The following is a 22,029-nucleotide window of genomic DNA, read 5'->3' as shown; positions in this document are numbered from 1 at the left end:
GCGGTCTTTGCATGATAAAAGTAGTATTTATGGGGACACCGGACTTTTCTGTACCGGTGCTTCGTCGTCTTATTGAGGATGGATATGATGTAGTTGGTGTTGTAACACAGCCAGATCGTCCAGTGGGCAGAAAAAAAGTAATGACGCCAACGCCTGTTAAGGTTGAAGCGGAAAAGCACGGTATCCCAGTGTTACAACCTTTAAAAATTCGCGAACAAGATGAATATGAGAAAGTATTGGCGCTAGAGCCTGATTTAATCGTAACAGCTGCGTTCGGGCAAATTATACCAAAGGAAATTTTAGAAGCACCGAAATATGGCTGTATTAATGTACATGCATCATTACTTCCAGAGCTTCGCGGTGGTGCACCAATTCATTATGCCATTATGCAGGGAAAAGAAAAAACAGGTATTACGATTATGTACATGGTTGAAAAATTAGATGCTGGTGATATTTTAACGCAAGTAGAAGTGGAAATTGAAGAACGTGAAACAACAGGGTCATTGTTCGATAAATTGAGTGAAGCTGGAGCACACTTATTATCTAAAACAGTGCCGCTTTTAGTTCAAGGTAAATTAGAACCAATTAAACAGGACGAGGAAAAAGTTACATTTGCCTATAATATTAAGCGGGAACAAGAAAAAATTAATTGGGCGAAAACAGGTGAAGAGGTATACAATCACATTCGTGGATTAAATCCATGGCCGGTTGCATATACAACTTTAGCTGGACAAGTAGTAAAAGTATGGTGGGGAGAAAAAGTTCCTACAGCGAATGATGCCCAGCCGGGAACAATTGTAGAGATTCAAGAGGATGGTTTTATTGTAGTTACTGGAAATGAAACAGGTATTAAGATTACCGAGTTACAGCCAGCTGGTAAAAAACGTATGAGTTCTTCACAATTTTTACGCGGGGCAAAACTGGAGATTGGTATGAAGTTAGGAGAAGATGCATGAGACAAAACGTTCGTGAGTTAGCTCTTGATGGATTAATGCAAGTAGAAAAAAGCGGTGCTTACAGTAACTTGCTATTAAATCATTTGATTGAAAAAAGTACAATTCATAAAAAAGATATCGGTTTATTAACGGAGATTGTGTATGGAACGATTCAACGTCGTGACACATTAGACTATTATTTACAGCCGTTTTTAAGAAAGAAAGTGGATGCATGGGTAAGGGTATTACTTCGCTTATCTTTATATCAAATGCTTTATTTAGACCGAGTTCCAGAACGAGCTGCTATTCATGAAGCAGTTGAAATCGCAAAACGTCGCGGACATAAAGGAATTGCCGGAATGGTGAATGGGGTATTGCGCTCCATTCAACGAGAAGGTGTACCTTCTTTAGATGAGTTGAAAGATCCTGTGGAGCGTCTTGCAATTGCGATGAGTCATCCGACATGGCTTGTACAAGAATGGGTAGCTGCATATGGTTTAGAGACAGCAGAAAAGATGTGTGAAGTAAATATGTTACCACCCGTCCCAACAGCGCGAGTAAATGTTGATAAAATAACAGTAGAAGAAGCGATTGATTTATTAAATCAAGAAGGTGTTGAAGCCAAACGCGGCGATTTATCTGATGATGCAATTCAAATTGAAAAAGGAAATGTAGCTCATACAGAAGCGTTCCAAAAGGGGTTTCTTTCTATTCAAGATGAAAGTTCCATGCTTGTCGCACGAGCTGTAGAACCAAGTAAAGGAGATATGATTCTTGATAGCTGTGCTGCTCCTGGCGGAAAAACAACGCATATGGCAGAACGATTACGAGGAACTGGTAAGGTTATGTCTCTTGATTTACATGATCATAAAGTGCGCTTAATTAAACAACAAGCGAATCGACTTGGTCTGGAGAATGTGGAAACAAAGGCATTGGATGCTAGAAAGGTGCAAGAGCACTTTCAAAATGAAAGTTTCGATAAAATATTAGTTGATGCACCATGCTCTGGATTTGGTGTCATTCGACGTAAACCGGATATTAAATTAGGGAAAGAAAAAGGAGATAGTGAAAGACTGTCGACAATTCAACAAACGATATTAGATAAAGTTGCTCCTCTGTTAAAGACAGGCGGCCGCCTTGTCTATAGTACATGTACAATTGAAAAAATAGAGAATGAACAAGTGGTAGCAAATTTTTTACAAAAGCATCCAGAATTTGAGTGGGATACTACGATGCAAGAACGTATGCCAGAAAAATTACGTCCATATATCAATAAAGGACAAGTGCAAATTTTACCGCATTATTTTGCGACGGATGGCTTTTATATTGCTTGTTTAAGAAAGAAGGTGTAGCATCATGGAAACAACTACAAGAAAACAAAAGAAAGCTTTAGAAACAAAGAAACCATCTATTTACTCTTTACAACTTCATGAAATGCAAGAGTGGTTAAAGGAACAAGGAGAGCCAAAGTTTCGCGCTGGACAAATTTTTGATTGGCTTTACAAAAAACGTGTAAAAAATTATGAGGATATGACAAATCTTTCTAAAGGATTGCGTGAAAAATTGTCGAATTCCTTTGATATTACTACCTTAAATACATTAGTAAAACAAACCTCTTCTGATGGTACGATTAAATTTTTGTTCCAATTATACGATGGATATTCTATTGAAACAGTATTGATGCGACATGAGTATGGAAATTCTATTTGTGTAACAACTCAGGTAGGTTGCCGCATTGGTTGTACGTTCTGTGCGTCAACATTAGGAGGCCTAAAACGAAACCTAGAGGCTGGGGAAATCGTTGCACAAGTAGTAGAAGTACAGCGTGCGCTTGATGAAACAAATGAACGCGTAAGCTCCCTTGTCGTAATGGGAATTGGTGAACCGTTTGACAACTATGACCACTTAATGTCATTCTTGCGCATTGTTAACCATGAAAAGGGAATCAATATTGGAGCACGTCATATGACTGTTTCAACGAGTGGAATTATCCCGAAAATTTATAAGTTTGCCGAAGAAGATTTGCAAATTAACTTTGCGATTTCATTGCACGCTCCTAACACAGAATTGCGTTCAAAATTAATGCCGATTAACCGCGCTTATAAATTACCGGATTTAATGGAAGCTATTAAGTACTATATCAATAGAACAGGGCGCCGTGTTACGTTCGAGTACGGTTTGTTTGGTGGAGAGAACGATCAAGTGGAGCACGCTGAAGAGCTGGCACAACTTTTAAAAGGTGTAAAATGTCATGTGAATTTAATTCCAGTAAACTATGTACCAGAGCGAGACTACGTCAGAACACCACGAGAACAAATTTTCTTATTTGAAAAAACGTTAAAAAATCGTGGTGTGAATGTAACGATTCGCCGTGAACAAGGTCATGATATTGATGCTGCCTGCGGTCAGTTGCGTGCAAAGGAGCGCAAAGAAGAGACGAGGTGACAAAATGAAAGCCGTGTTTCTATCGGATAAAGGGAAGGTGCGTCAACACAATGAAGATAGTGCGGGGGTTTTTCACAATTTAGATGGAGATATTTTAGCTGTAGTAGCTGATGGAATGGGAGGTCATCGAGCTGGGGATGTCGCTAGCTCGATGGCTATTCAGCTATTCCACGATTATTGGAAACAAACATATAATATGAATGAGCCGAAAAAAATAGAAGAATGGTTACATAACAACGTTGAAATGATTAACGAACGCATTTATGAATACTCGAAGCAACATGTAGAGTGCAGCGGTATGGGAACAACGATTATTGCAGCGATATGTACAAAAGGTTTCGTTACGATTGGACATATTGGAGATAGTCGTTGTTATATGATATCTGATGGAGAAATGTCGCTTGTGACAGAGGATCATTCCCTTGTAAATGAACTGGTTAGACATGGTGAAATTTCAAAAGAAGATGCGGAATATCATCCGAAAAAAAATGTGCTTTTGCGTGCGCTTGGAACAGAAGAAAAGGTCGGATTAGACGTTAAAACATTGGTGCTGGAAGAGAACGATCAATTGCTTCTTTGCTCTGATGGATTATCAAATAAAGTTGCCATAAATGACATGCAAAGGATTTTGCAATTAAATGAACAACTTGAGACAAAGGGAGAACATCTGATTCAATTGGCGAATGATCGTGGCGGAGAAGATAACATTACCCTTGTCATTGTTGATTATGCGGATTCGGCAAACGAAAGTAGGTGAATTACAACGTGCTGATTGGAAAACGCCTAAACGACCGTTATAAGCTACTGGAAATGATTGGTGGCGGAGGAATGGCCAATGTATATTTAGCTCATGATGATATACTAGGTCGGGATGTAGCGGTAAAAATCTTAAGACTCGATTATGCGAATAATGAAGAGTTTATTAAACGTTTCCATAGAGAAGCGCAATCTGTTACAACGTTGTCGCATCCAAATATTGTGAATATGTATGATGTTGGGGAAGAAGATGGGATTTATTATCTTGTTATGGAATATGTACCTGGACAAACATTAAAGCAATACATAAATCAGCGTGGAATGTTATCGATAGCTGAAGCACTTGATATTATGGAGCAATTAACAGCTGCAATGGCACATGCGCATCATTTTGAAATTGTTCATCGAGATATTAAACCACATAATATTCTTATTCGAAATGATGGAATTGTGAAAGTTACAGATTTTGGAATTGCGACAGCTACAAGTGCAACCACGATAACGCATACGAACTCTGTACTTGGATCTGTACATTATTTGTCTCCAGAACAGGCACGCGGAGGAATAGCTAATAAACAATCGGATATTTATTCACTTGGGATTGTTATGTTTGAATTGCTAACGGGCCGACAACCATTTTCAGGAGAATCTGCTGTTGCTATAGCTTTAAAACATTTGCAAAATGAAACACCGTCTCCAAAACGTTGGAATCCAGAGATTCCGCAAAGTGTAGAAAATATTATTTTAAAAGCAACTGCAAAAGATCCTTTTCATCGATATCAGTCTGCAAATGCAATGAAAAGAGACATTGAAACAGCTTTATATCCAGAACGCATTAACGAGCAACCGTTTTATATTCCAGAAGATATAGAAGCAACAAAAGCAATTCCAATTATTCAACAAGAACAACTATTTGGAAATGCAGGCGAGGAAACTATTGTATTACATGGAAATAAAGGAGAAGAGCACACAAAAGAAGAAGTGCAACCAAAGTTAGAAAAAAAACGAAGTAACAAATGGTTAAAGGTATTAATTACAACGTTTTTATTCTTAGCAATTGGTATCACGTTAGCACTTACGGTAATTCCGGGATTTTTTATACCGAAAGATGTGAAAATTCCCGATGTGGCTGGTATGAAGTATGAGTCTGCTGTTACGGCTCTTGTTGAGAAAGGATTTGAAGTGGCTGAACCGAATATTGTTTATACAGATGATGTTGAAGAAGGAAGAGTCATTAAAACAAATCCAGCAGCGGGAAGAGTTGTAAAGGAAAACACTAAGATTACGATCTATCAATCCGGTGGAAAGAAAAAAAGCAAAATGGATAATTTAGTTGGAAAAGATTATGAAAGTTTGAAGGATGAATGGGAAGGGAAATATAAAATAATTATTCCATCTTATATGGAAAGCGAGAAACCAAAAGGACAGATTATCGACCAAAGTCCAGCTCCAAATCAAATGATTGTGGAATCGGAACAAGAAGTGAAAGTTTGGGTGAGTAAAGGACCTTATCAAATTAGGCTTGGGGATTTTTCTGGTTGGACGGAAAACTATGTGAATAGTTATTTAAATGAAAATAAACTTGTATCGCATATAAAAAGAGAATATTCGGATACAGTGGAGAAAGGTCTCGTAATTTCTCAATCACCAAAACCAGGAACACCGTTAAAAGCTGGAGATAAAGTATTTGTGACGATTTCAGATGGTCCGAAACCAAAAGTAACGAAGACTGTAAAAGTAGATAATATTTCACTGCCATATGAAGCTCCTGTAATAGGTGAGAAAAAGCCACAAACAATCGAAATTTATAAAGAAGATATGCAACATAAAATGGACAAGCCGATTGAAACGCGAACGATCACAGAATCGGCCACTATTTCTTTAGAATTTGTCATTCAAGAAGGAACGAAAGGACGTTATAAGATTGTTCGAGATGGCACAACAATTATAGATAAAGAAGTGCCGTATCCAACTGAATAACACGAAATTTCTTTTTGTGAATTCCATCTCCTAGTATAGAAGGAGATGGAATTCGTTACACTTTCCTGTTAAGCCTGTTTATATGGTAGACAGTATAACGAGAAAGGTGTTACCCTTTAAGATGGAAAATAATAAAATGAGAGTAAATTGAGTAGTGGTTATTCGTATATACATTACATATCGACTATGATAAAAGAGGGTCATTATGGTGAACTAGACAGTAGTGATAAAAGCTTGATGCTATATAAATAAAGGAGAATTGTATGCCAGAGGGAAAAATTATTAAGGCTTTAAGCGGTTTTTATTATGTGCAACATGAAGAAGGCATTACACAATGCCGTGGTCGTGGTGTATTCAGAAAGAATAAAATCACACCGCTTGTAGGAGATCAAGTAGTTTTTCAAGCAGAGAATCAAAACGAAGGTTACGTTCTGGAAGTATTTGAACGGAAAAATGAACTTGTTAGACCTCCTATCGCGAATGTTGATCAAGCGATTCTTGTGTTTTCTGCGGTTGAACCAGATTTCAATCCAGGTCTGCTTGATCGTTTTCTAGTATTGATTGAATATCATAACATTAAGCCGATCATTTGTATTAGTAAAATGGATTTAGTAGATGAGCCAATGAGAAAAATGGTTGAATCTTATGCAAATGATTACCGCGAAATGGGATATGCTGTATTATTTACTTCTGTTCATGCAGCAGAGAGTATTGAAATCTTAAAACCATTTCTTGAAGAATGTGTTTCAGTTGTTGCGGGACAATCTGGCGTTGGGAAATCATCTATGTTAAATGTATTGAGACCAGATTTGGAGCTGAAAACAAATGATATTTCTTCGCATTTAGGTCGGGGGAAACATACGACGAGGCATGTAGAATTAATTTCGATTGGAAGTGGACTGGTAGCAGATACACCGGGATTTAGTTCTCTTGATTTTATCGATATTGAAGTGGAAGACTTGACATTTTGTTTTCCAGAGTTGAAAGAAGAGAGTCAATATTGTAAATTTAGAGGGTGTACACATCTTTCAGAACCGAAATGCGCGGTGAAAGCTGCGGTTGAGGAAGGAAGGATTGCTGATTACCGTTATGAACATTATAAACAATTTGTAGAAGAAATTAGAGAAAGAAAGCCGAGGTATTAGTCATGATTAAAATTGCACCATCGATTTTATCAGCAGATTTTTCAAAATTAGGGGAAGAAATTAAAGATGTAGAAAAAGGGGGAGCGGATTATATTCATGTTGATGTAATGGATGGACATTTTGTTCCAAATATTACGATTGGTCCGCTAATTGTAGAGGCAATTCGTCCGATTACATCTTTACCGCTAGATGTACACTTAATGATTGAAAACCCAGATCATTATATTCCTACTTTTGCAAAAGCGGGAGCAGATATTATTACTGTTCACGTAGAAGCATGTCCACATCTACATCGCACGATTCAGTTAATTAAATCGCATGGTATTAAAGCTGGGGTTGTTTTAAATCCACATACACCAGTTTCTATCATTGAACATGTATTGGAAGATATTGATATGGTATTGCTTATGACAGTAAATCCAGGTTTTGGTGGACAGAAGTTTATCCATTCTGTTTTACCAAAAATTAAACAAGTATCAGAAATGATAAAGGAGCGTAATTTACAAGTAGAAATTGAAGTTGATGGTGGTGTAAATGCAGAAACCGCAAGACTTTGTATCGAAGCGGGTGCAAATGTGCTTGTAGCTGGTTCAGCAGTATATAATCAAAAAGACCGCGGCGAAGCAATTCGAGTGATTCGCGGATAAGAAATGCGTATTAGAAATGTATAAAGACCTGTTAGAACGGGATCACACAAAAAAGCAATCTACCGACTGGCAGATTGCTTTTTTTTGATAGAAGGGGACGAAAAAATGATTATTCATATTTTAGCAGGAGGACCTGAAGAACATTGTGCGGATTTTTCTTTATATGAAAATGACGAGGTAGTGTGGGCAGCAGTTGACCGTGGGGTGTATCGCTTATTAAAACGAGGAATTGTTCCGGCTGTTGCGTTTGGTGATTATGATTCGGTGACCGATGATGAGTTGGCTTGGATGCAAAAACAGACAGATGATTTACATATTGTTCCGAAGGAAAAAGATCAAACGGATTTAGAAATTGCTATTCGGTGGGCTTTAAATCAAAATCCGAAGTTCATTCGCATTTTTGGTGCTACTGGCGGGAGACTTGATCATGGTTTAGCTAATATACAAATGCTTTTGAAAGGTTTAGAAAAAGAAATAGATATGTATATTGTGGATCGAAAAAATGAAATATGTGTAAAGAGTGTAGGAGCATATGATATTGAAGAAAATAAGCAGTTTCCATATGTTTCTTTTGTACCAGTTACAAAGATTGTAAAAGGGATTACACTTCGCGGTTTTAAATATCCTTTAACAAATAGAACCATTGAATGGGGATCGACGCTTTGCATTAGTAATGAACTTGCCAATGAAAAAGGTACTTTTTCATTTACTTCTGGCATATTAATGATGATAAGAAGCACTGATTAAAGAAACAAATTTGCTCCTAGCATCATATAGTAAACAAGTGGAGTAATGGGGATTAGGAGGGAAACCATGAGATTTTATACAATTAAGTTACCTAAATTTCTTGGTGGAATTGTTCGCGCGGTGTTAAATACCTTTAAAAAGGACTAAAAAAGCACCTTTTACCGGTGCTTTTTTCATGGTAATAATAAAAAAAAGAGCCAAGTGGCTCTTTTTTTATTATTAAACACGTTCGATTTTGCCAGATTTTAATGCTCTAGCAGAAACGTAAACACGTTGAACTTTACCGTTGATGCGTACGCGAACTTTTTGAAGGTTAGCGCCCCATTTACGTTTTGTAGCGTTCATTGCGTGAGAACGAGAGTTACCAGAACGAGCTTTTCTTCCAGTGATAGCACAAACACGAGCCATGTATATTTCCCTCCTTAACTACCTTACCATACGTAATTTTTCAATGTTAGTCTTTTATGCGATGCTAAAAACACTACTATAATTTAACACAACTAAAAACAGAATGCAACCGTGTATAACAAAGAAATCAAGAAAAATTACTTGACACTAAATACCAGTAGGAAAAAGAAGGGAACAAGAAAAATCTCTTGACATATTATAGTAGTACATGTTGTATAATAACAATGGACTATTTTGCTCATCATAGAAAAGCACGATATGCTGAAATTATGAGAGTGAACAGAAAGAACGATGGAATTTTCTTTGAAAAGATTATATGATAGTAATTAAAGTAGTCTAGCTCACTTTCACCATTTATGAAGGGGGAAAAGAGATGTCAATTGAAATTAAAACGAAGTACGGTCAAATTGATATTAGTACAGATGTAATTGCAACAATTGCTGGGGGTGCCGCGGTAGATTGCTACGGCATCGTAGGTATGGCTTCAAAAAATCAATTGAAAGATGGATTAACAGATATTTTACGAAAAGAAAACTTTACTCGAGGCGTTATTGTTCGTAAAGAAGATGATGAAGTACATATTGATATGTATATTATTGTGAGCTATGGTACAAAAATTTCAGAAGTAGCACATAACGTCCAAACGAAAGTAAAATATACATTAGATCAAACAGTAGGACTAGCCGTAGATTCTGTAAACATCTACGTACAAGGAGTTAAAGTAATAAACTTGTAATGTGCATTAAGGAGGAAAATCTGTGTCAATTCAAATAATTGATGGAAAACGTTTATCTCAAATGATTATTCAAGGAGCGAATAATTTAACTAACAATGTTAAGCTTGTTGACGCATTGAACGTTTTTCCAGTTCCAGATGGCGATACTGGTACAAATATGAATTTATCAATGACTTCAGGGGCTCGTGAAGTTAAGGCAAATCCTTCACAGCATGCAGGTAAAGTCGGTGTAAGTTTAGCAAAAGGATTATTAATGGGAGCGCGCGGTAATTCAGGTGTTATTTTATCTCAATTATTCCGTGGTTTTTCTAAATCCATTGAGCAAAAAGAAACATTAACAACAGTTGATTTTGCGGCAGCTTTAGAAACTGGTGTAGAAACAGCATATAAAGCAGTTATGAAACCGATTGAAGGAACGATTTTAACAGTTGCAAGAGAAACGGCTAAATATGCAGTCACAGTTGCGAAAAAACAGCGTGACTTTGTTTTGTTTATGGAGGACGTTGTAAAAGAAGCGAATGCATCGTTAAATCGTACGCCAGATTTATTACCTGTATTAAAACAAGTTGGCGTTGTAGATAGCGGTGGTAAAGGTCTTGTTGTTGTATATGAAGGCTTTTTGGCAGAATTAAAAGGAGAAACAATTGCTTCTGATGAGCCAACGCAGCCACCTATGAATGAAATGGTACGTGCAGAACATCACCGTAGTGTACAAAGCCAATTGAATACAGAAGATATTAAGTATGGTTATTGTACGGAGTTTATGGTGAAATTAGATGCAGAGAAGGCTAAGGAACATAATTTCTCTGAACAAAAATTCCGTGAAGATATTAGTGTATATGGAGATTCGTTATTAGTTGTATCAGATGATGAAATCGTAAAAGTACATATTCATGTAGAACATCCTGGTGATGCAATGAACTATGGACAACGCTACGGTAGTTTAATTAATATTAAAGTAGAAAATATGCGTGAACAGCATACTGCGTTATTAGATGAACCGGCACCGACACATGAAAAAGTGAGCGCAACAAAGGAAAAACAACCATATGGTATTGTAACTGTAGCGATGGGATCAGGTATTAAAACATTATTTGAAAGCATTGGTGCAACTCAAGTAATCGAAGGTGGCCAAACGATGAATCCTAGCACAGAGGATATCGTAAAGGCAATTGAAGAAGCAAATGCTGAGAAAATCATTATTTTACCGAACAATGGTAATATTGTGATGGCAGCAGAACAAGCGGCTTCTGTTGTGGATCAAGAAGTTCTTGTTGTTCGCTCAAAAACAGTTCCTCAAGGAATGGCTGCAATGCTAGCATTTAATCCAGCTTGTACTTTAGAGGAAAATGAAGAGAACATGAAGGAAGCATTATCTCATGTGAAAACAGGTCAAATTACGTATGCAGTTCGCGATACAGAAATTGACGGTGTAGCGATTCAAAAAGATGACTTCATGTGTATTGCAGATGGGAAAATTGTATCTACTAATCCTCAAAAAGTAGGGGCAGCGAAGCAATTGTTAGAAAGTATGATTGATGAAGACTCTGAAATCGTAACAATCTTGCAAGGTGAAGATACAACAGCAGAAGAAGTTGCAGAAGTCGTTGCATTTGTAGAAGAGAAATTTGAAGATGTAGAGGTTGAGGTACATCAAGGAAATCAACCTGTATATTCTTTCATAGTTTCTGTAGAGTAAGATTTGCTAATGAACAAGAATGAATGATATGTAAAGTATCTATCGTTCTTATTCAAAAGGCTAGTATATGATGAATGAAGAAGAGCCTTGCTGGTATAGTAGGGCTCTTTTTCGTTCGATTCTGTAAGAGTGGTTTCTTTTGGAATGCCTATGATACAATAGAAAGTGTGGAAGCGAGCGATTGCAACGTAAAATAAATTTGGATACTTGCAATCTTAATGCGAAAAATTGACAAGGGTAAGCAGAATGAACGAAGAAAATGATGTGACGGAGTGTGGAGATTTTGAATGAAGTTGTGCAAGTTCCTGTTACGGATGTAAAAGGAATCGGGACAGAAACATCTGAGCTATTACATGAGATGGGAATTTATACAGTCGCGCATCTATTAGAGCATTTTCCATACCGCTATGAAGATTATGCAATGAAAGATTTAGCGGATGTAAAGCATGAAGAACGTGTGACCGTTGAAGGGAAAATTCATAGTGCTCCTATCCTACAATACTATGGGAAGAAAAAATCTCGACTGACTGTTCGCGTGCTCGTTGGTCGTTATTTAATTACTGCTGTATGTTTTAATAGGCCTTATTATAAGCAAAAACTAAAGCTTGATGAAGTAGTTACCATTACTGGTAAATGGGATCAGCATCGTCAAACGATTTCTGTGTCCGAATTACACTTCGGGCCATTTGTACGGAAGCAAGAAATAGAGCCGGTATATTCGGTAAAAGGAAAATTAACGGTGAAGCAAATGAGACGCTTTATCGCACAAGCTTTGAAAGAATATGGAAATGCTATAGTTGAGTTGTTACCAAATGGCTTACTTGGCCGATATAAGTTATTACCGCGTTATGAAGCACTTCGAGCGCTTCATTTTCCGGTTAATCAAGAAGATTTAAAACAAGCTCGTCGGCGGTTTGTATATGAGGAATTTTTCTTGTTTCAGTTGAAAATGCAAGCTCTTCGCAAAATAGAAAGAGAAAATTCACAAGGAACGAAGAAAGATGTTTCAGTGGAAGAATTAAAAGAATTTATTGATGCGCTTCCATTTCCTCTTACAGGGGCGCAGCAGCGTGTTATTGCTGAAATTTTAAAAGACATGCGATCTCCGTATCGTATGAATCGCTTATTACAAGGTGACGTTGGGTCAGGGAAGACAGTTGTTGCTGCGATTGCTTTATATGCTGCTAAACTTGCTCATTATCAAGGCGCTTTAATGGTTCCTACTGAAATCTTAGCTGAACAACATTTTCAGTCATTGACAGAAATTTTCTCGCATTTTCATTTGAATGTGGAATTATTAACAAGTTCAGTGAAAGGGGCGCGTCGCCGAGAAATTTTAGCAAAATTAGAACAAGGTGAAATTGATATTCTTGTTGGGACACATGCTTTAATTCAAGATGAGGTTATTTTCCATAAACTCGGATTGGTTATTACGGATGAACAACATCGGTTTGGAGTAGCGCAGCGTCGCGTATTGCGCGAAAAAGGAGAAAGTCCGGATGTTTTGTTTATGACGGCGACTCCTATTCCTCGAACATTAGCGATAACTGCTTTTGGAGAGATGGACGTTTCGATTATTGATGAAATGCCAGCTGGTCGTAAAGTGATTGAAACATATTGGACAAAGCATGATATGTTAGATCGCGTCTTAAATTTTGTTGCGAAAGAAGTAAAAAAAGGAAGACAAGCATATGTGATTTGTCCGCTAATTGAAGAGTCTGAGAAACTTGATGTGCAAAATGCAATTGATTTGCATAGTATGTTAACGCATCATTATCAAGGGGAATTTCAGGTTGGGTTAATGCATGGACGTTTATCTGCTCAAGAAAAAGAAGAAGTGATGGAACAATTTAGTGAAAATAAAGTACAAATCCTTGTTTCAACGACAGTAGTTGAAGTTGGTGTGAACGTACCGAATGCAACAGTTATGGTCATTTATGATGCCGAGCGTTTCGGGTTATCGCAGCTTCATCAGTTACGAGGGCGCGTTGGACGCGGAAGTGAACAATCTTACTGTTTGCTAATTGCAGATCCGAAATCAGAAACAGGACAAGAACGGATGCGCATTATGACTGAAACAAATGATGGATTTGTATTGTCAGAAAAGGACTTAGAATTACGTGGGCCTGGAGATTTTTTTGGAAGTAAGCAAAGTGGTCTACCAGAGTTTAAGGTGGCTGACATAGTACATGATTATCGGGCGTTAGAAACAGCAAGGCAGGATGCTGCGCTCCTTGTAGAATCGGAAGCGTTTTGGCATAACGAGCAGTATGTAGCATTACGCATGTATTTAGAAGAAACAGGTGTTTTTCAAGGTGAAAAGCTCGATTAAGAGAGAATGTGAAAGTTTTTGTTGCATTCTACTTTTAATGATTATATACTACTGTTAGTACCTAGTCATAAAAAATGGATGGTGCGGTATGAAAAAAAGAAGAAGTAAAAAAGAAAGACAAGCGTTATTACAACAAACAATAGAAACCAATCCGTTTATAACGGACGAAGATTTAGCGGAACGATTTCAAGTTAGTATACAGACTGTTCGTCTTGATCGTATGGAGTTATCCATTCCAGAGTTAAGAGAAAGAATTAAGCATGTAGCTACAAAAAATCATGAAGAGAATGTGAAATCATTACCGCTTGAGGAAATTGTTGGAGAAATTATTGATATAGAATTAGATAGACATGCAATTTCTATTTTTGAAGTGAAACTAGAACATGTTTTTCAAAGAAATCAAATTGCCCGCGGGCACCATTTGTTTGCTCAAGCAAACTCACTAGCTGTTGCGGTTATTGATGAAGATCTCGCTTTAACTGCAAAGTCTACCATTCGATATATTCGTCCTGTAAAATTAGGAGAGCGTGTTGTTGCGAAAGCGCGCGTTGAGGATGTTGAGAATGATAAAGGACGGACGATTGTCAAAGTGCGGAGCTTTGTTGGAGAAGAATTAGTTTTTACAGGCACTTTTGAAATGTATCGATCTAGTAATTATAGTGAGGAAGGTAACAGTTTATGAAAATCGCAATAGATGCAATGGGCGGCGATCATGCTCCAAAGGCTGTAGTATTAGGAGCAATGAAAGCTATTAAAGAATATTCAGATTTACATATTACATTAGTCGGAAAAGAAGAGGAAATTCGTCAATATTTAACGAACGAAGAGCGAATTACTATCCTTCATACAGATGAAAAAATTGAAGCGACAGATGAACCGGTAAGAGCAGTTCGTCGCAAAAAGCAAGCTTCAATGGTGCTAGCAGCGCAGCAAGTAAAAGAAGGAAAAGCAGATGCTTGTATATCAGCTGGTAGTACAGGAGCTTTAATGGCAGCTGGCTTGTTTGTTGTCGGCCGAATGGAAGGGATTGAACGACCTGCTTTGTCACCTACTATGCCAACTGTTGGTGGAGAAGGCTTTGTTATGTTAGATGTTGGAGCAAATGTTGATGCAAAGCCGATTCATTTATATCAATATGCATTAATGGGTTCTGTATATGCAGAAAAAGTAAGAGGAATTAAAAATCCACGTGTTGGACTATTAAATGTTGGTACAGAAGATGGGAAAGGGAATGATCTTTCGAAACAAGTATTTTCGATGTTAAAAGATGCTCCAATTCACTTTGTTGGGAACGTTGAATCAAGAGATTTATTGCAAGGTGTAGCGGATGTTGTTGTATGTGACGGTTTCACAGGAAATGTGGCACTAAAGTCATTAGAGGGAACCGCACTTGCATTATTCTCTATGTTAAAAGAGCAATTGATGAGTTCATTTACAAGTAAATTAGCAGCAGCAGTATTGAAACCGAAATTGATGACGTTAAAAGATAAAATGGATTATTCGGAGTATGGTGGAGCAGCGCTATTTGGATTAAAAGCGCCTGTCATCAAGGCTCACGGTTCTTCTAATGACCAATCTATATTTAGTGCGATTCGTCAAACGAGAGAGATGGTAGCGAAAGAAGTTATTCCTACAATTTCAAGTGTAATGGAGAAAGAGCCACTCCGATAAGAGGAGGATTTGAAATGGGAAAACTAGCATTTCTTTTTCCAGGCCAAGGTTCACAGGCAGTAGGAATGGGAAAACAGTTAGCTGAAAATAACAAAAAAGTAGCAGAAGTATTTCAAAAAGCGGATCAAGTTTTAAATGAGCCTCTTTCACAAGTGATTTTTGAAGGGCCTCAGGAGAAACTAACATTAACGACAAATGCACAGCCGGCATTACTCACAACGAGTTTTGCAATTTTAACAGCCTTAAATGAATACGATATTACCCCTGATTATGTAGCAGGACATAGTTTAGGTGAATATAGTGCGCTTGTTGCAGTTGAAGCATTAACATTTGAAGATGCTGTTTATGCTGTGAGAAAACGTGGCGAATATATGGAAGAAGCTGTTCCGGGTGGAGAAGGCGCGATGGCAGCCATATTAGGTGCTGATCCGAATATGCTGAAACAAGTTACAGAAGAAGTGACAAACGAGGGGCATGCGGTGCAAATTGCCAATATGAACAGTGTAAAGCAAATTGTAATTTCTGGGACAAAACAAGGGGTAGAGCTTGCTTCTCAAAAGGCAAAAGAAAAAGGAGCGAAGCGAGCGATCCCCCTTCGAGTAAGCGGGCCGTTTCATTCTTCTCTTATGAAGCCGGCAGCTGAAAAATTTAAAAGTGTGTTAAATGAAATTGCAATTCAAGATACAAAGATCCCCGTTATTGCAAATGTTACAGCAGACTGTATGACAAACAGGGAAGAGATTCAAGAAAAGCTGATTGAACAACTTTATTCACCTGTGTTATGGTACCCATCCATGGAATACATGATTGAGCAAGGTGTAGATACATTTATTGAGATTGGACCTGGAAAAGTACTTGCTGGTCTTATGAAAGCAATTGATTCATCTGTGAAAGTATATACAGTCTATGATGAAGAAACATTAAAAGATACCATTTCAAGTTTGAGAGGAGAAAACGGATGTTAAAAGAGAAAGTAGCACTTGTTACAGGTGCATCGCGTGGAATCGGTCGTGCAATTGCAATCGATTTAGCAAAACAAGGGGCGAAGGTAATTGTAAACTATGCCGGAAATGAGCAAAAAGCGAATGAAGTTGTAGATGAAATCAAGAAAATAGGATCATTTGCAATTGCGGTAAAAGCAGATGTTGCGATTGCAGATGATGTTACAAATATGGTAAAACAGGCAGTAGATACGTTTGGACAAATCGATATTCTTGTGAATAATGCTGGAGTAACAAGAGATAATTTGTTAATGCGTATGAAAGAAGAAGAATGGGATACAGTTATTAATACAAACCTAAAAGGTGTATTCCTATGTACAAAAGCTGTATCTCGCTACATGATGCGCCAACGTTATGGACGCATTATTAATATTGCATCTGTTGTAGGCGTGACTGGAAACCCAGGACAAGCAAACTATGTAGCTGCAAAGGCTGGAGTAATCGGTCTGACGAAGACATCAGCTAAGGAGTTAGCAAGCCGAAATATTACAGTAAATGCAATTGCTCCTGGATTTATTACGACTGATATGACAGATGTATTAGATGAAAAGGTAAAAGAAGAAATGTTAAGATTAATTCCTGCTGCTCAGTTTGGTGAAGCGCAAGATATTGCGAATGCTGTAACATTTTTCGCCACTGATCAAAGCAAATACATTACAGGACAAACCCTACATGTTGATGGCGGTATGGTAATGTAAGAAAAGAAATAAGGAAAGAATCGATTTTACCTAGTTTTTTTTGATAATATTTAATATAATACTTGAGGGGAGGTGAATGGAATGGCAGATGTTTTAGAGCGTGTAACAAAAATCATCGTTGATCGTTTAGGTGTAGAAGAAACTGAGGTAGTACCAGCTGCGAGCTTTAAAGAAGATTTAGGCGCAGACTCCCTAGATGTAGTAGAACTTGTAATGCAATTAGAAGATGAGTTTGAAATGGAAATTTCTGATGAAGATGCTGAAAAGATTGCTACTGTTGGCGATGCTGTGACTTACATAGAGAGTCATCTATAATGTTTGAGTGAAGTCCCGTTTTTTGGCGGGGCTTTCTCGGCTTATATCTGGAGGGACCTATGCCGTACCGTAAATATAGAGAAAAAAAATATGAAGCAAAATATCGTGAAGCTTTTAGAGCGTTTCAACAAAAATTAGGTATTACATTTACAAATGAAAAATTATTAATTCAAGCATTTACGCATTCATCGTATGTGAATGAGCATCGAAAAAAGCCACATGAAGATAATGAACGCCTTGAGTTTCTTGGCGATGCTGTATTAGAGTTAACTGTATCACAGTATCTGTTTCAAAAATATCCGACAATGAGTGAAGGGGAGTTAACAAAGCTGCGTGCAGCTATTGTTTGTGAGCCATCTCTTGTGCGTTTTGCCAATGAACTATCATTCGGTAGCCTCGTCTTATTAGGAAAAGGAGAAGAAATGACAGGCGGACGTGAACGACCAGCTTTATTAGCGGATGTCTTTGAAGCGTTTATTGGTGCCCTTTATCTTGATCAAGGATTAGATACAGTTTGGGGATTTTTAAAAGAAATTGTATATCCGAAAATTAACGAAGGTGCTTTTTCTCATGTGATGGATTATAAGAGTCAATTGCAGGAATTGATTCAACGTGATGGTAGCGGCAATATAGAGTACCAAATCTTACAAGAAAAAGGACCTGCTCATAATCGAGAGTTCGTGTCTCGCGTTACATTAAATAGTGTAGCCCTTGGTCTTGGAAGTGGCAAATCGAAAAAAGAAGCAGAACAACAAGCTGCTGCAGAAGCGTTGAGAAAATTAAAAGAACAATCATAAGGAATCCCCCTCATGTAAAGGGGGATTCCTTATGCATAGAGTGAAACTTTCTTTTTTATGTTAAGTGAATAGGAAAGTTTGTGCATAAAATAAGTTTATTTGATTAAATATTGTGTAACAACAGAGAACAGGAGGAAGGCCTTTCGTGTTTTTAAAAAGATTAGAAATAGCTGGATTTAAATCCTTCGCGGAACGTGTTGCTGTAGATTTCGTTCCGGGTGTAACATCGGTTGTTGGTCCGAATGGAAGCGGAAAAAGTAATATTACGGATGCAATTCGCTGGGTACTTGGTGAGCAATCTGCCAAATCATTGCGCGGTGCAAAAATGGAGGATATTATTTTTGCTGGTAGTGATACGAGAAGAGCAGTGAATGTAGCAGAAGTAACATTAACTTTAAATAATGAAGATCAGCGCTTACCGATTGAGTATAATGAAGTATGTGTAACACGCCGTGTTTCCCGTTCAGGCGACAGCGATTTTTTCATTAATAAACAGCCTTGTAGGTTGAAAGATATTATTGATTTGTTTATGGACTCTGGTATGGGCCGAGAGGCATTTTCAATCATTAGCCAAGGGAAAGTAGAAGAAATTTTAAGTAGTAAATCAGAAGAACGTCGCGGTGTTTTTGAAGAAGCAGCAGGTGTACTAAAGTATAAGTTACGTAAAAAGAAAGCAGAAGGAAAATTAGCGGAAACGCAAGATAATTTAAATCGAGTTCAAGATATCATTCATGAATTAAGCAATCAAATAGAGCCACTTGAAAGACAAGCTTCCGTTGCAAAAGATTATTTAGAGAAAAAGGAAGAGTTAGAAAAAGTTGAAGTAGCTCTTATTGTGTATGAAATTGAAGAATTATATAAAAAATGGGAAGCACTTCGTCAACAATTTGGACATAATAAAGCTGAAGAAGTGAAGGTAGCAAGTCACTTGCAAAAAAATGAGACGGAACTTAAAGAGTTACGCGGACAATTACAAGCTATTGATGAATCTATCAATTCCTTGCAAGAAGTTCTTCTCCTTTCTAGTAAAGAATTAGAAAAGCTAGAGGGACAACGGGAATTGCTGAAGGAAAGAAAACAAAATGCAACAACACATTGCGTGCAATTAGAACAGTTAATCATTGAATTAAATGAAAAAGTGCATGGTTATGAAGGTGAAATTGAAGCAAGTACTGAAGAATTAATGAATTTTGCCAAACAAGTGAAAGAATTGGAACAGAAGTTACAAGAAAACGAAAAACTTCTTTCAACATATGAGGAGAATTTAGAGGAACAGATTGAGAATTTAAAAGGTGATTACATTGAACTTTTAAATAAGCAAGCAAGTTATCGTAATGAGCTTGCTATGATCGAAGAGCAATTTAAGCAACAAATCTCTAAAAATCAGCGCCTTGATGAAGAAAATGAAAAATATGTTCAAATGCGTATGCAAATTACAGCAAAAAAGGCGAAAATTGTAGAAAATTATGAGCAAGTAAAAGCGAAAGTCGCTCAAATTGTTCAGGATATACATAAGACAGAAGCTGCACTAGGGAAATGTAAATTGCAATATAGTGAAAATGAATCAAAGTTATATCAAGCCTATCAATTTGTTCAGCAAGCACGTTCAAGAAAAGAAATGCTAGAAGAAATGCAAGAGGGTTATTCTGGTTTCTATCAAGGTGTGCGTGAAGTATTAAAAGCTCGTGACAATACACTTCAAGGGATTGAAGGTGCGGTAGCAGAGCTTCTTACAGTACCGAAGGAGTATGAAGTGGCACTGGAGATTGCACTTGGTGCCGCAATGCAGCATATTGTTGTTCAAACAGAAGAGCATGCTCGTAAGGCAATTACCTTTTTAAAACAAAATAGACACGGGCGTGCGACATTTTTACCTCAAGCAGTCATTAAGAGAAGAGCTTTATCAGTTGATCAGTTGCGTATAATCAATCAACATCCTGCTTTTGTTGGTGTTGCAGCAGAGCTTGTGCAGTACGATCATAAATACGAAAATATCGTTTCAAATTTATTAGGTACAGTTGTTGTTGCAAAAGACTTACGGGGAGCAAACGAATTGGCGAAACAATTGCAATACCGCTACCGTATTGTAACGATTGAAGGCGATGTTGTGAACCCGGGCGGTTCAATGACTGGTGGCGCCGTGAAGCAAGCGAAATCCTCTTTATTAGGACGTCAGCGTGAATTAGAAGAGTGGAATGAGAAACTTGCTGACATGGAAGAAAAAACAATTAAATTAGAAAACTTTGTGAAAGCATTGAAGCAAGAAATTCAAGAGAAAGAAGAAAAAGTGAAAGAATTGCGTCAAACCATAGAAGCTGAACGTGTCATCGAACAGAAATTAAAAGAAGAAGCGAATCAACTTGCGTTAGAAGAGCATCGAATTAATGACCGCTTATCAATCTATGATTTAGAGATTGAAGGCTTTATGCAAGATCAAGTGAAAATGCAAGGACGCAAGGAGGAGCTAGAAGAGATTTTAGCGAACCTTCAGAAAGAGATTCACACACTAGATACAGAAATTATAACTTTAACAAAACAGAAAAGTGAACAGCACTCTTCGAAAGAAAAGGTGCAGGGAGAAATCACTGAGTTAAAAGTACAAGCTGCTGAAAAACAACAGCGCCTATCTAACCAAAAGGAAAAAGTGGAACGCTTAACAAAAGAGAAAGATGAAGCGGAGCGTACCCTTGTTAAAACGAAAGAAGATTTATCGTTCTTAAAGCAAGAAATGACATCAAATTCGAGCGGTGAAGAACAAATTGCAAGTATGATTGAAAAGAAAACATACGATCGAAACCAGACAACAGAATTAATACGTTCGCGACGTGAACAAAGAGTGGAATTTCAAACGCGAGTAGAGCGATTGGAACGCGATGTGAAAGATGCGCAGGGCAAACATAAATATATTTTGGAAATGATAAGAGAGCAAGAAGTTAAGATTAACCGACTCGATGTAGAATTAGAGAATAGATTGCAGCATTTGCGTGAAACATATACGATTTCATTTGAGGCAGCAAAATTAAAATATACAATGACAATGCCTGCGGAAGAAGCTCGTAAAAAAGTCAAATTAATTAAGTTATCAATAGAAGAGCTTGGAACTGTAAACTTAGGTGCCATTGATGAATATGAGCGTGTAGCAGAGCGTCATACATTCTTATTAGAACAGCGAGATGACCTAGAAGAAGCGAAAGAGACATTACACCAAGTGATTACAGAGATGGATGAAGAGATGAAAAAACGTTTTTCTACTACATTCCAATCTATTCGCACGGAATTTCAAGCTGTATTCCGTGAATTGTTTGGTGGAGGAAGAGCAGATTTAGTGATGACCAATCCACAAGATTTATTAAATACAGGGATTGACATTGTTGCGCAGCCTCCAGGTAAGAAATTGCAAAATTTAGGGCTGTTATCGGGCGGAGAACGTGCGCTAACTGCTATTGCCTTGCTTTTTGGTATTTTAAAGGTACGTCCAGTTCCTTTCTGCGTATTAGATGAGGTGGAAGCGGCTCTTGATGAAGCAAATGTGGCTCGTTTCGCACAGTATTTGAAAAAATTTAGCGATGAAACGCAGTTTATTGTCATTACGCACCGAAAAGGTACAATGGAAGAGTCAGATGTTTTATATGGTGTAACGATGCAAGAATCAGGTGTATCGAAGCTTGTTTCTGTTCGTTTAGATGATGGAGAAAAACTTGCAGCAAGTAAATAGAA

The 22,029-nt window shown here is 37.5% G+C and carries 20 protein-coding genes; 19 read left to right on the top strand and 1 reads right to left on the bottom strand.

The features are described from left to right. Nucleotides 1-11: 11 nt before the first annotated feature. The 9 genes from fmt (at nucleotide 12) to spoVM (ending at nucleotide 8,802) form a co-directional block, all read left to right on the top strand. Nucleotides 12-956, top strand: coding sequence for a methionyl-tRNA formyltransferase (fmt, locus tag MR059_RS07430; protein ID WP_012094961.1), 945 nt, complete (start codon nucleotides 12-14; stop codon nucleotides 954-956). Next, the gene (gene rsmB / locus MR059_RS07425; RefSeq protein ID WP_012094960.1) at nucleotides 953-2,287 is read left to right on the top strand and encodes a 16S rRNA (cytosine(967)-C(5))-methyltransferase RsmB; all 1,335 of its coding nucleotides are present in this window, start codon (nucleotides 953-955) and stop codon (nucleotides 2,285-2,287) included. Before fmt ends, rsmB begins: the two co-directional genes overlap by 4 nt. A 4-nt stretch (nucleotides 2,288-2,291) precedes the next feature. Further along, nucleotides 2,292-3,380 (top strand): dual-specificity RNA methyltransferase RlmN, encoded by a 1,089-nt coding sequence (gene rlmN / locus MR059_RS07420; protein WP_012094959.1) that lies wholly within the window; start codon nucleotides 2,292-2,294, stop codon nucleotides 3,378-3,380. A 4-nt stretch (nucleotides 3,381-3,384) separates the two neighbouring features. Continuing rightward, nucleotides 3,385-4,137: a Stp1/IreP family PP2C-type Ser/Thr phosphatase gene (locus tag MR059_RS07415; protein ID WP_012094958.1), complete on the top strand. Its 753-nt coding sequence runs from the start codon at nucleotides 3,385-3,387 to the stop codon at nucleotides 4,135-4,137. 8 nt (nucleotides 4,138-4,145) lie between these two features. Beyond that, a complete protein-coding gene (gene pknB / locus MR059_RS07410) occupies nucleotides 4,146-6,116 on the top strand; it encodes a Stk1 family PASTA domain-containing Ser/Thr kinase (RefSeq protein ID WP_012094956.1) in 1,971 nt (656 codons plus the stop codon). 263 nt (nucleotides 6,117-6,379) lie between these two features. Further along, complete coding sequence (gene rsgA / locus MR059_RS07405) at nucleotides 6,380-7,261, top strand: ribosome small subunit-dependent GTPase A (RefSeq protein ID WP_012094955.1); 882 nt, start codon at nucleotides 6,380-6,382, stop codon at nucleotides 7,259-7,261. A gap of 2 nt (nucleotides 7,262-7,263) precedes the next feature. Beyond that, complete coding sequence (gene rpe, locus MR059_RS07400; protein WP_012094954.1) at nucleotides 7,264-7,908, top strand: ribulose-phosphate 3-epimerase; 645 nt, start codon at nucleotides 7,264-7,266, stop codon at nucleotides 7,906-7,908. A 105-nt stretch (nucleotides 7,909-8,013) separates the two neighbouring features. After that, entirely contained in the window at nucleotides 8,014-8,655 is a 642-nt protein-coding gene (locus tag MR059_RS07395) for a thiamine diphosphokinase (protein WP_012094953.1), read from the top strand. A 66-nt stretch (nucleotides 8,656-8,721) separates the two neighbouring features. Further along, nucleotides 8,722-8,802: a stage V sporulation protein SpoVM gene (gene spoVM / locus MR059_RS07390; RefSeq protein WP_001213600.1), complete on the top strand. Its 81-nt coding sequence runs from the start codon at nucleotides 8,722-8,724 to the stop codon at nucleotides 8,800-8,802. A 72-nt stretch (nucleotides 8,803-8,874) separates the two neighbouring features. Here the strand turns inward: spoVM and rpmB are convergent, their stop codons facing one another. Further along, nucleotides 8,875-9,063 (bottom strand): 50S ribosomal protein L28, encoded by a 189-nt coding sequence (rpmB, locus tag MR059_RS07385; RefSeq protein WP_012094952.1) that lies wholly within the window; start codon nucleotides 9,061-9,063, stop codon nucleotides 8,875-8,877. A 373-nt stretch (nucleotides 9,064-9,436) separates the two neighbouring features. Here rpmB and MR059_RS07380 point away from each other — a divergent pair, with 373 nt between their 5' ends. The 10 genes from MR059_RS07380 (at nucleotide 9,437) to smc (ending at nucleotide 22,027) form a co-directional block, all read left to right on the top strand. After that, a complete protein-coding gene (locus MR059_RS07380; protein WP_012094951.1) occupies nucleotides 9,437-9,799 on the top strand; it encodes an Asp23/Gls24 family envelope stress response protein in 363 nt (120 codons plus the stop codon). A gap of 22 nt (nucleotides 9,800-9,821) precedes the next feature. Then, nucleotides 9,822-11,498: a DAK2 domain-containing protein gene (locus MR059_RS07375; protein WP_012094950.1), complete on the top strand. Its 1,677-nt coding sequence runs from the start codon at nucleotides 9,822-9,824 to the stop codon at nucleotides 11,496-11,498. 283 nt (nucleotides 11,499-11,781) lie between these two features. After that, complete coding sequence (gene recG / locus MR059_RS07370; protein ID WP_048721968.1) at nucleotides 11,782-13,830, top strand: ATP-dependent DNA helicase RecG; 2,049 nt, start codon at nucleotides 11,782-11,784, stop codon at nucleotides 13,828-13,830. An 88-nt stretch (nucleotides 13,831-13,918) separates the two neighbouring features. After that, on the top strand, nucleotides 13,919-14,512 hold the full coding sequence (gene fapR, locus MR059_RS07365) for a transcription factor FapR (protein ID WP_012094948.1): 594 nt from the start codon (nucleotides 13,919-13,921) through the stop codon (nucleotides 14,510-14,512). Further along, nucleotides 14,509-15,501 (top strand): phosphate acyltransferase PlsX, encoded by a 993-nt coding sequence (gene plsX / locus MR059_RS07360; protein WP_012094947.1) that lies wholly within the window; start codon nucleotides 14,509-14,511, stop codon nucleotides 15,499-15,501. Before fapR ends, plsX begins: the two co-directional genes overlap by 4 nt. Before the next feature lie 14 nt (nucleotides 15,502-15,515). Beyond that, nucleotides 15,516-16,466: an ACP S-malonyltransferase gene (gene fabD / locus MR059_RS07355; protein WP_048721972.1), complete on the top strand. Its 951-nt coding sequence runs from the start codon at nucleotides 15,516-15,518 to the stop codon at nucleotides 16,464-16,466. Continuing rightward, entirely contained in the window at nucleotides 16,460-17,200 is a 741-nt protein-coding gene (gene fabG, locus MR059_RS07350; RefSeq protein ID WP_048721978.1) for a 3-oxoacyl-[acyl-carrier-protein] reductase, read from the top strand. The genes fabD and fabG overlap by 7 nt, the downstream gene beginning before the upstream one ends. An 81-nt stretch (nucleotides 17,201-17,281) precedes the next feature. Next, nucleotides 17,282-17,515 (top strand): acyl carrier protein, encoded by a 234-nt coding sequence (gene acpP, locus MR059_RS07345; RefSeq protein ID WP_000786062.1) that lies wholly within the window; start codon nucleotides 17,282-17,284, stop codon nucleotides 17,513-17,515. Between the two features lie 59 nt (nucleotides 17,516-17,574). Next, on the top strand, nucleotides 17,575-18,312 hold the full coding sequence (rncS, locus tag MR059_RS07340; protein WP_012094944.1) for a ribonuclease III: 738 nt from the start codon (nucleotides 17,575-17,577) through the stop codon (nucleotides 18,310-18,312). A gap of 145 nt (nucleotides 18,313-18,457) precedes the next feature. Next, nucleotides 18,458-22,027, top strand: a complete 3,570-nt coding sequence (smc, locus tag MR059_RS07335; RefSeq protein WP_242161691.1) for a chromosome segregation protein SMC — start codon at nucleotides 18,458-18,460, stop codon at nucleotides 22,025-22,027. Nucleotides 22,028-22,029: the final 2 nt, after the last annotated feature.

Source organism: Bacillus cereus group sp. BfR-BA-01522, from assembly GCF_022662635.1.
In the GTDB taxonomy this organism is placed as follows: Bacteria; Bacillota; Bacilli; order Bacillales; family Bacillaceae_G; genus Bacillus_A; species Bacillus_A cytotoxicus.
This window is presented reverse-complemented; position numbering and strand designations above follow the sequence as displayed.

Excerpts from the sequence above, each read along its gene's own strand:
- fmt (WP_012094961.1), top strand. The coding sequence starts at position 12 with ATGATAAAAGTAGTATTTATGGGGACACCGGACTTTTCTGTACCGGTG.
- rsmB (WP_012094960.1), top strand. The coding sequence starts at position 953 with ATGAGACAAAACGTTCGTGAGTTAGCTCTTGATGGATTAATGCAAGTA.
- rlmN (WP_012094959.1), top strand. The coding sequence starts at position 2,292 with ATGGAAACAACTACAAGAAAACAAAAGAAAGCTTTAGAAACAAAGAAA.
- MR059_RS07415 (WP_012094958.1), top strand. The coding sequence starts at position 3,385 with ATGAAAGCCGTGTTTCTATCGGATAAAGGGAAGGTGCGTCAACACAAT.
- rsgA (WP_012094955.1), top strand. The coding sequence starts at position 6,380 with ATGCCAGAGGGAAAAATTATTAAGGCTTTAAGCGGTTTTTATTATGTG.
- rpe (WP_012094954.1), top strand. The coding sequence starts at position 7,264 with ATGATTAAAATTGCACCATCGATTTTATCAGCAGATTTTTCAAAATTA.
- MR059_RS07395 (WP_012094953.1), top strand. The coding sequence starts at position 8,014 with ATGATTATTCATATTTTAGCAGGAGGACCTGAAGAACATTGTGCGGAT.
- spoVM (WP_001213600.1), top strand. The coding sequence starts at position 8,722 with ATGAGATTTTATACAATTAAGTTACCTAAATTTCTTGGTGGAATTGTT.
- rpmB (WP_012094952.1), bottom strand. The coding sequence starts at position 9,063 with ATGGCTCGTGTTTGTGCTATCACTGGAAGAAAAGCTCGTTCTGGTAAC.
- MR059_RS07380 (WP_012094951.1), top strand. The coding sequence starts at position 9,437 with ATGTCAATTGAAATTAAAACGAAGTACGGTCAAATTGATATTAGTACA.
- fapR (WP_012094948.1), top strand. The coding sequence starts at position 13,919 with ATGAAAAAAAGAAGAAGTAAAAAAGAAAGACAAGCGTTATTACAACAA.
- plsX (WP_012094947.1), top strand. The coding sequence starts at position 14,509 with ATGAAAATCGCAATAGATGCAATGGGCGGCGATCATGCTCCAAAGGCT.
- fabD (WP_048721972.1), top strand. The coding sequence starts at position 15,516 with ATGGGAAAACTAGCATTTCTTTTTCCAGGCCAAGGTTCACAGGCAGTA.
- fabG (WP_048721978.1), top strand. The coding sequence starts at position 16,460 with ATGTTAAAAGAGAAAGTAGCACTTGTTACAGGTGCATCGCGTGGAATC.
- acpP (WP_000786062.1), top strand. The coding sequence starts at position 17,282 with ATGGCAGATGTTTTAGAGCGTGTAACAAAAATCATCGTTGATCGTTTA.
- rncS (WP_012094944.1), top strand. The coding sequence starts at position 17,575 with ATGCCGTACCGTAAATATAGAGAAAAAAAATATGAAGCAAAATATCGT.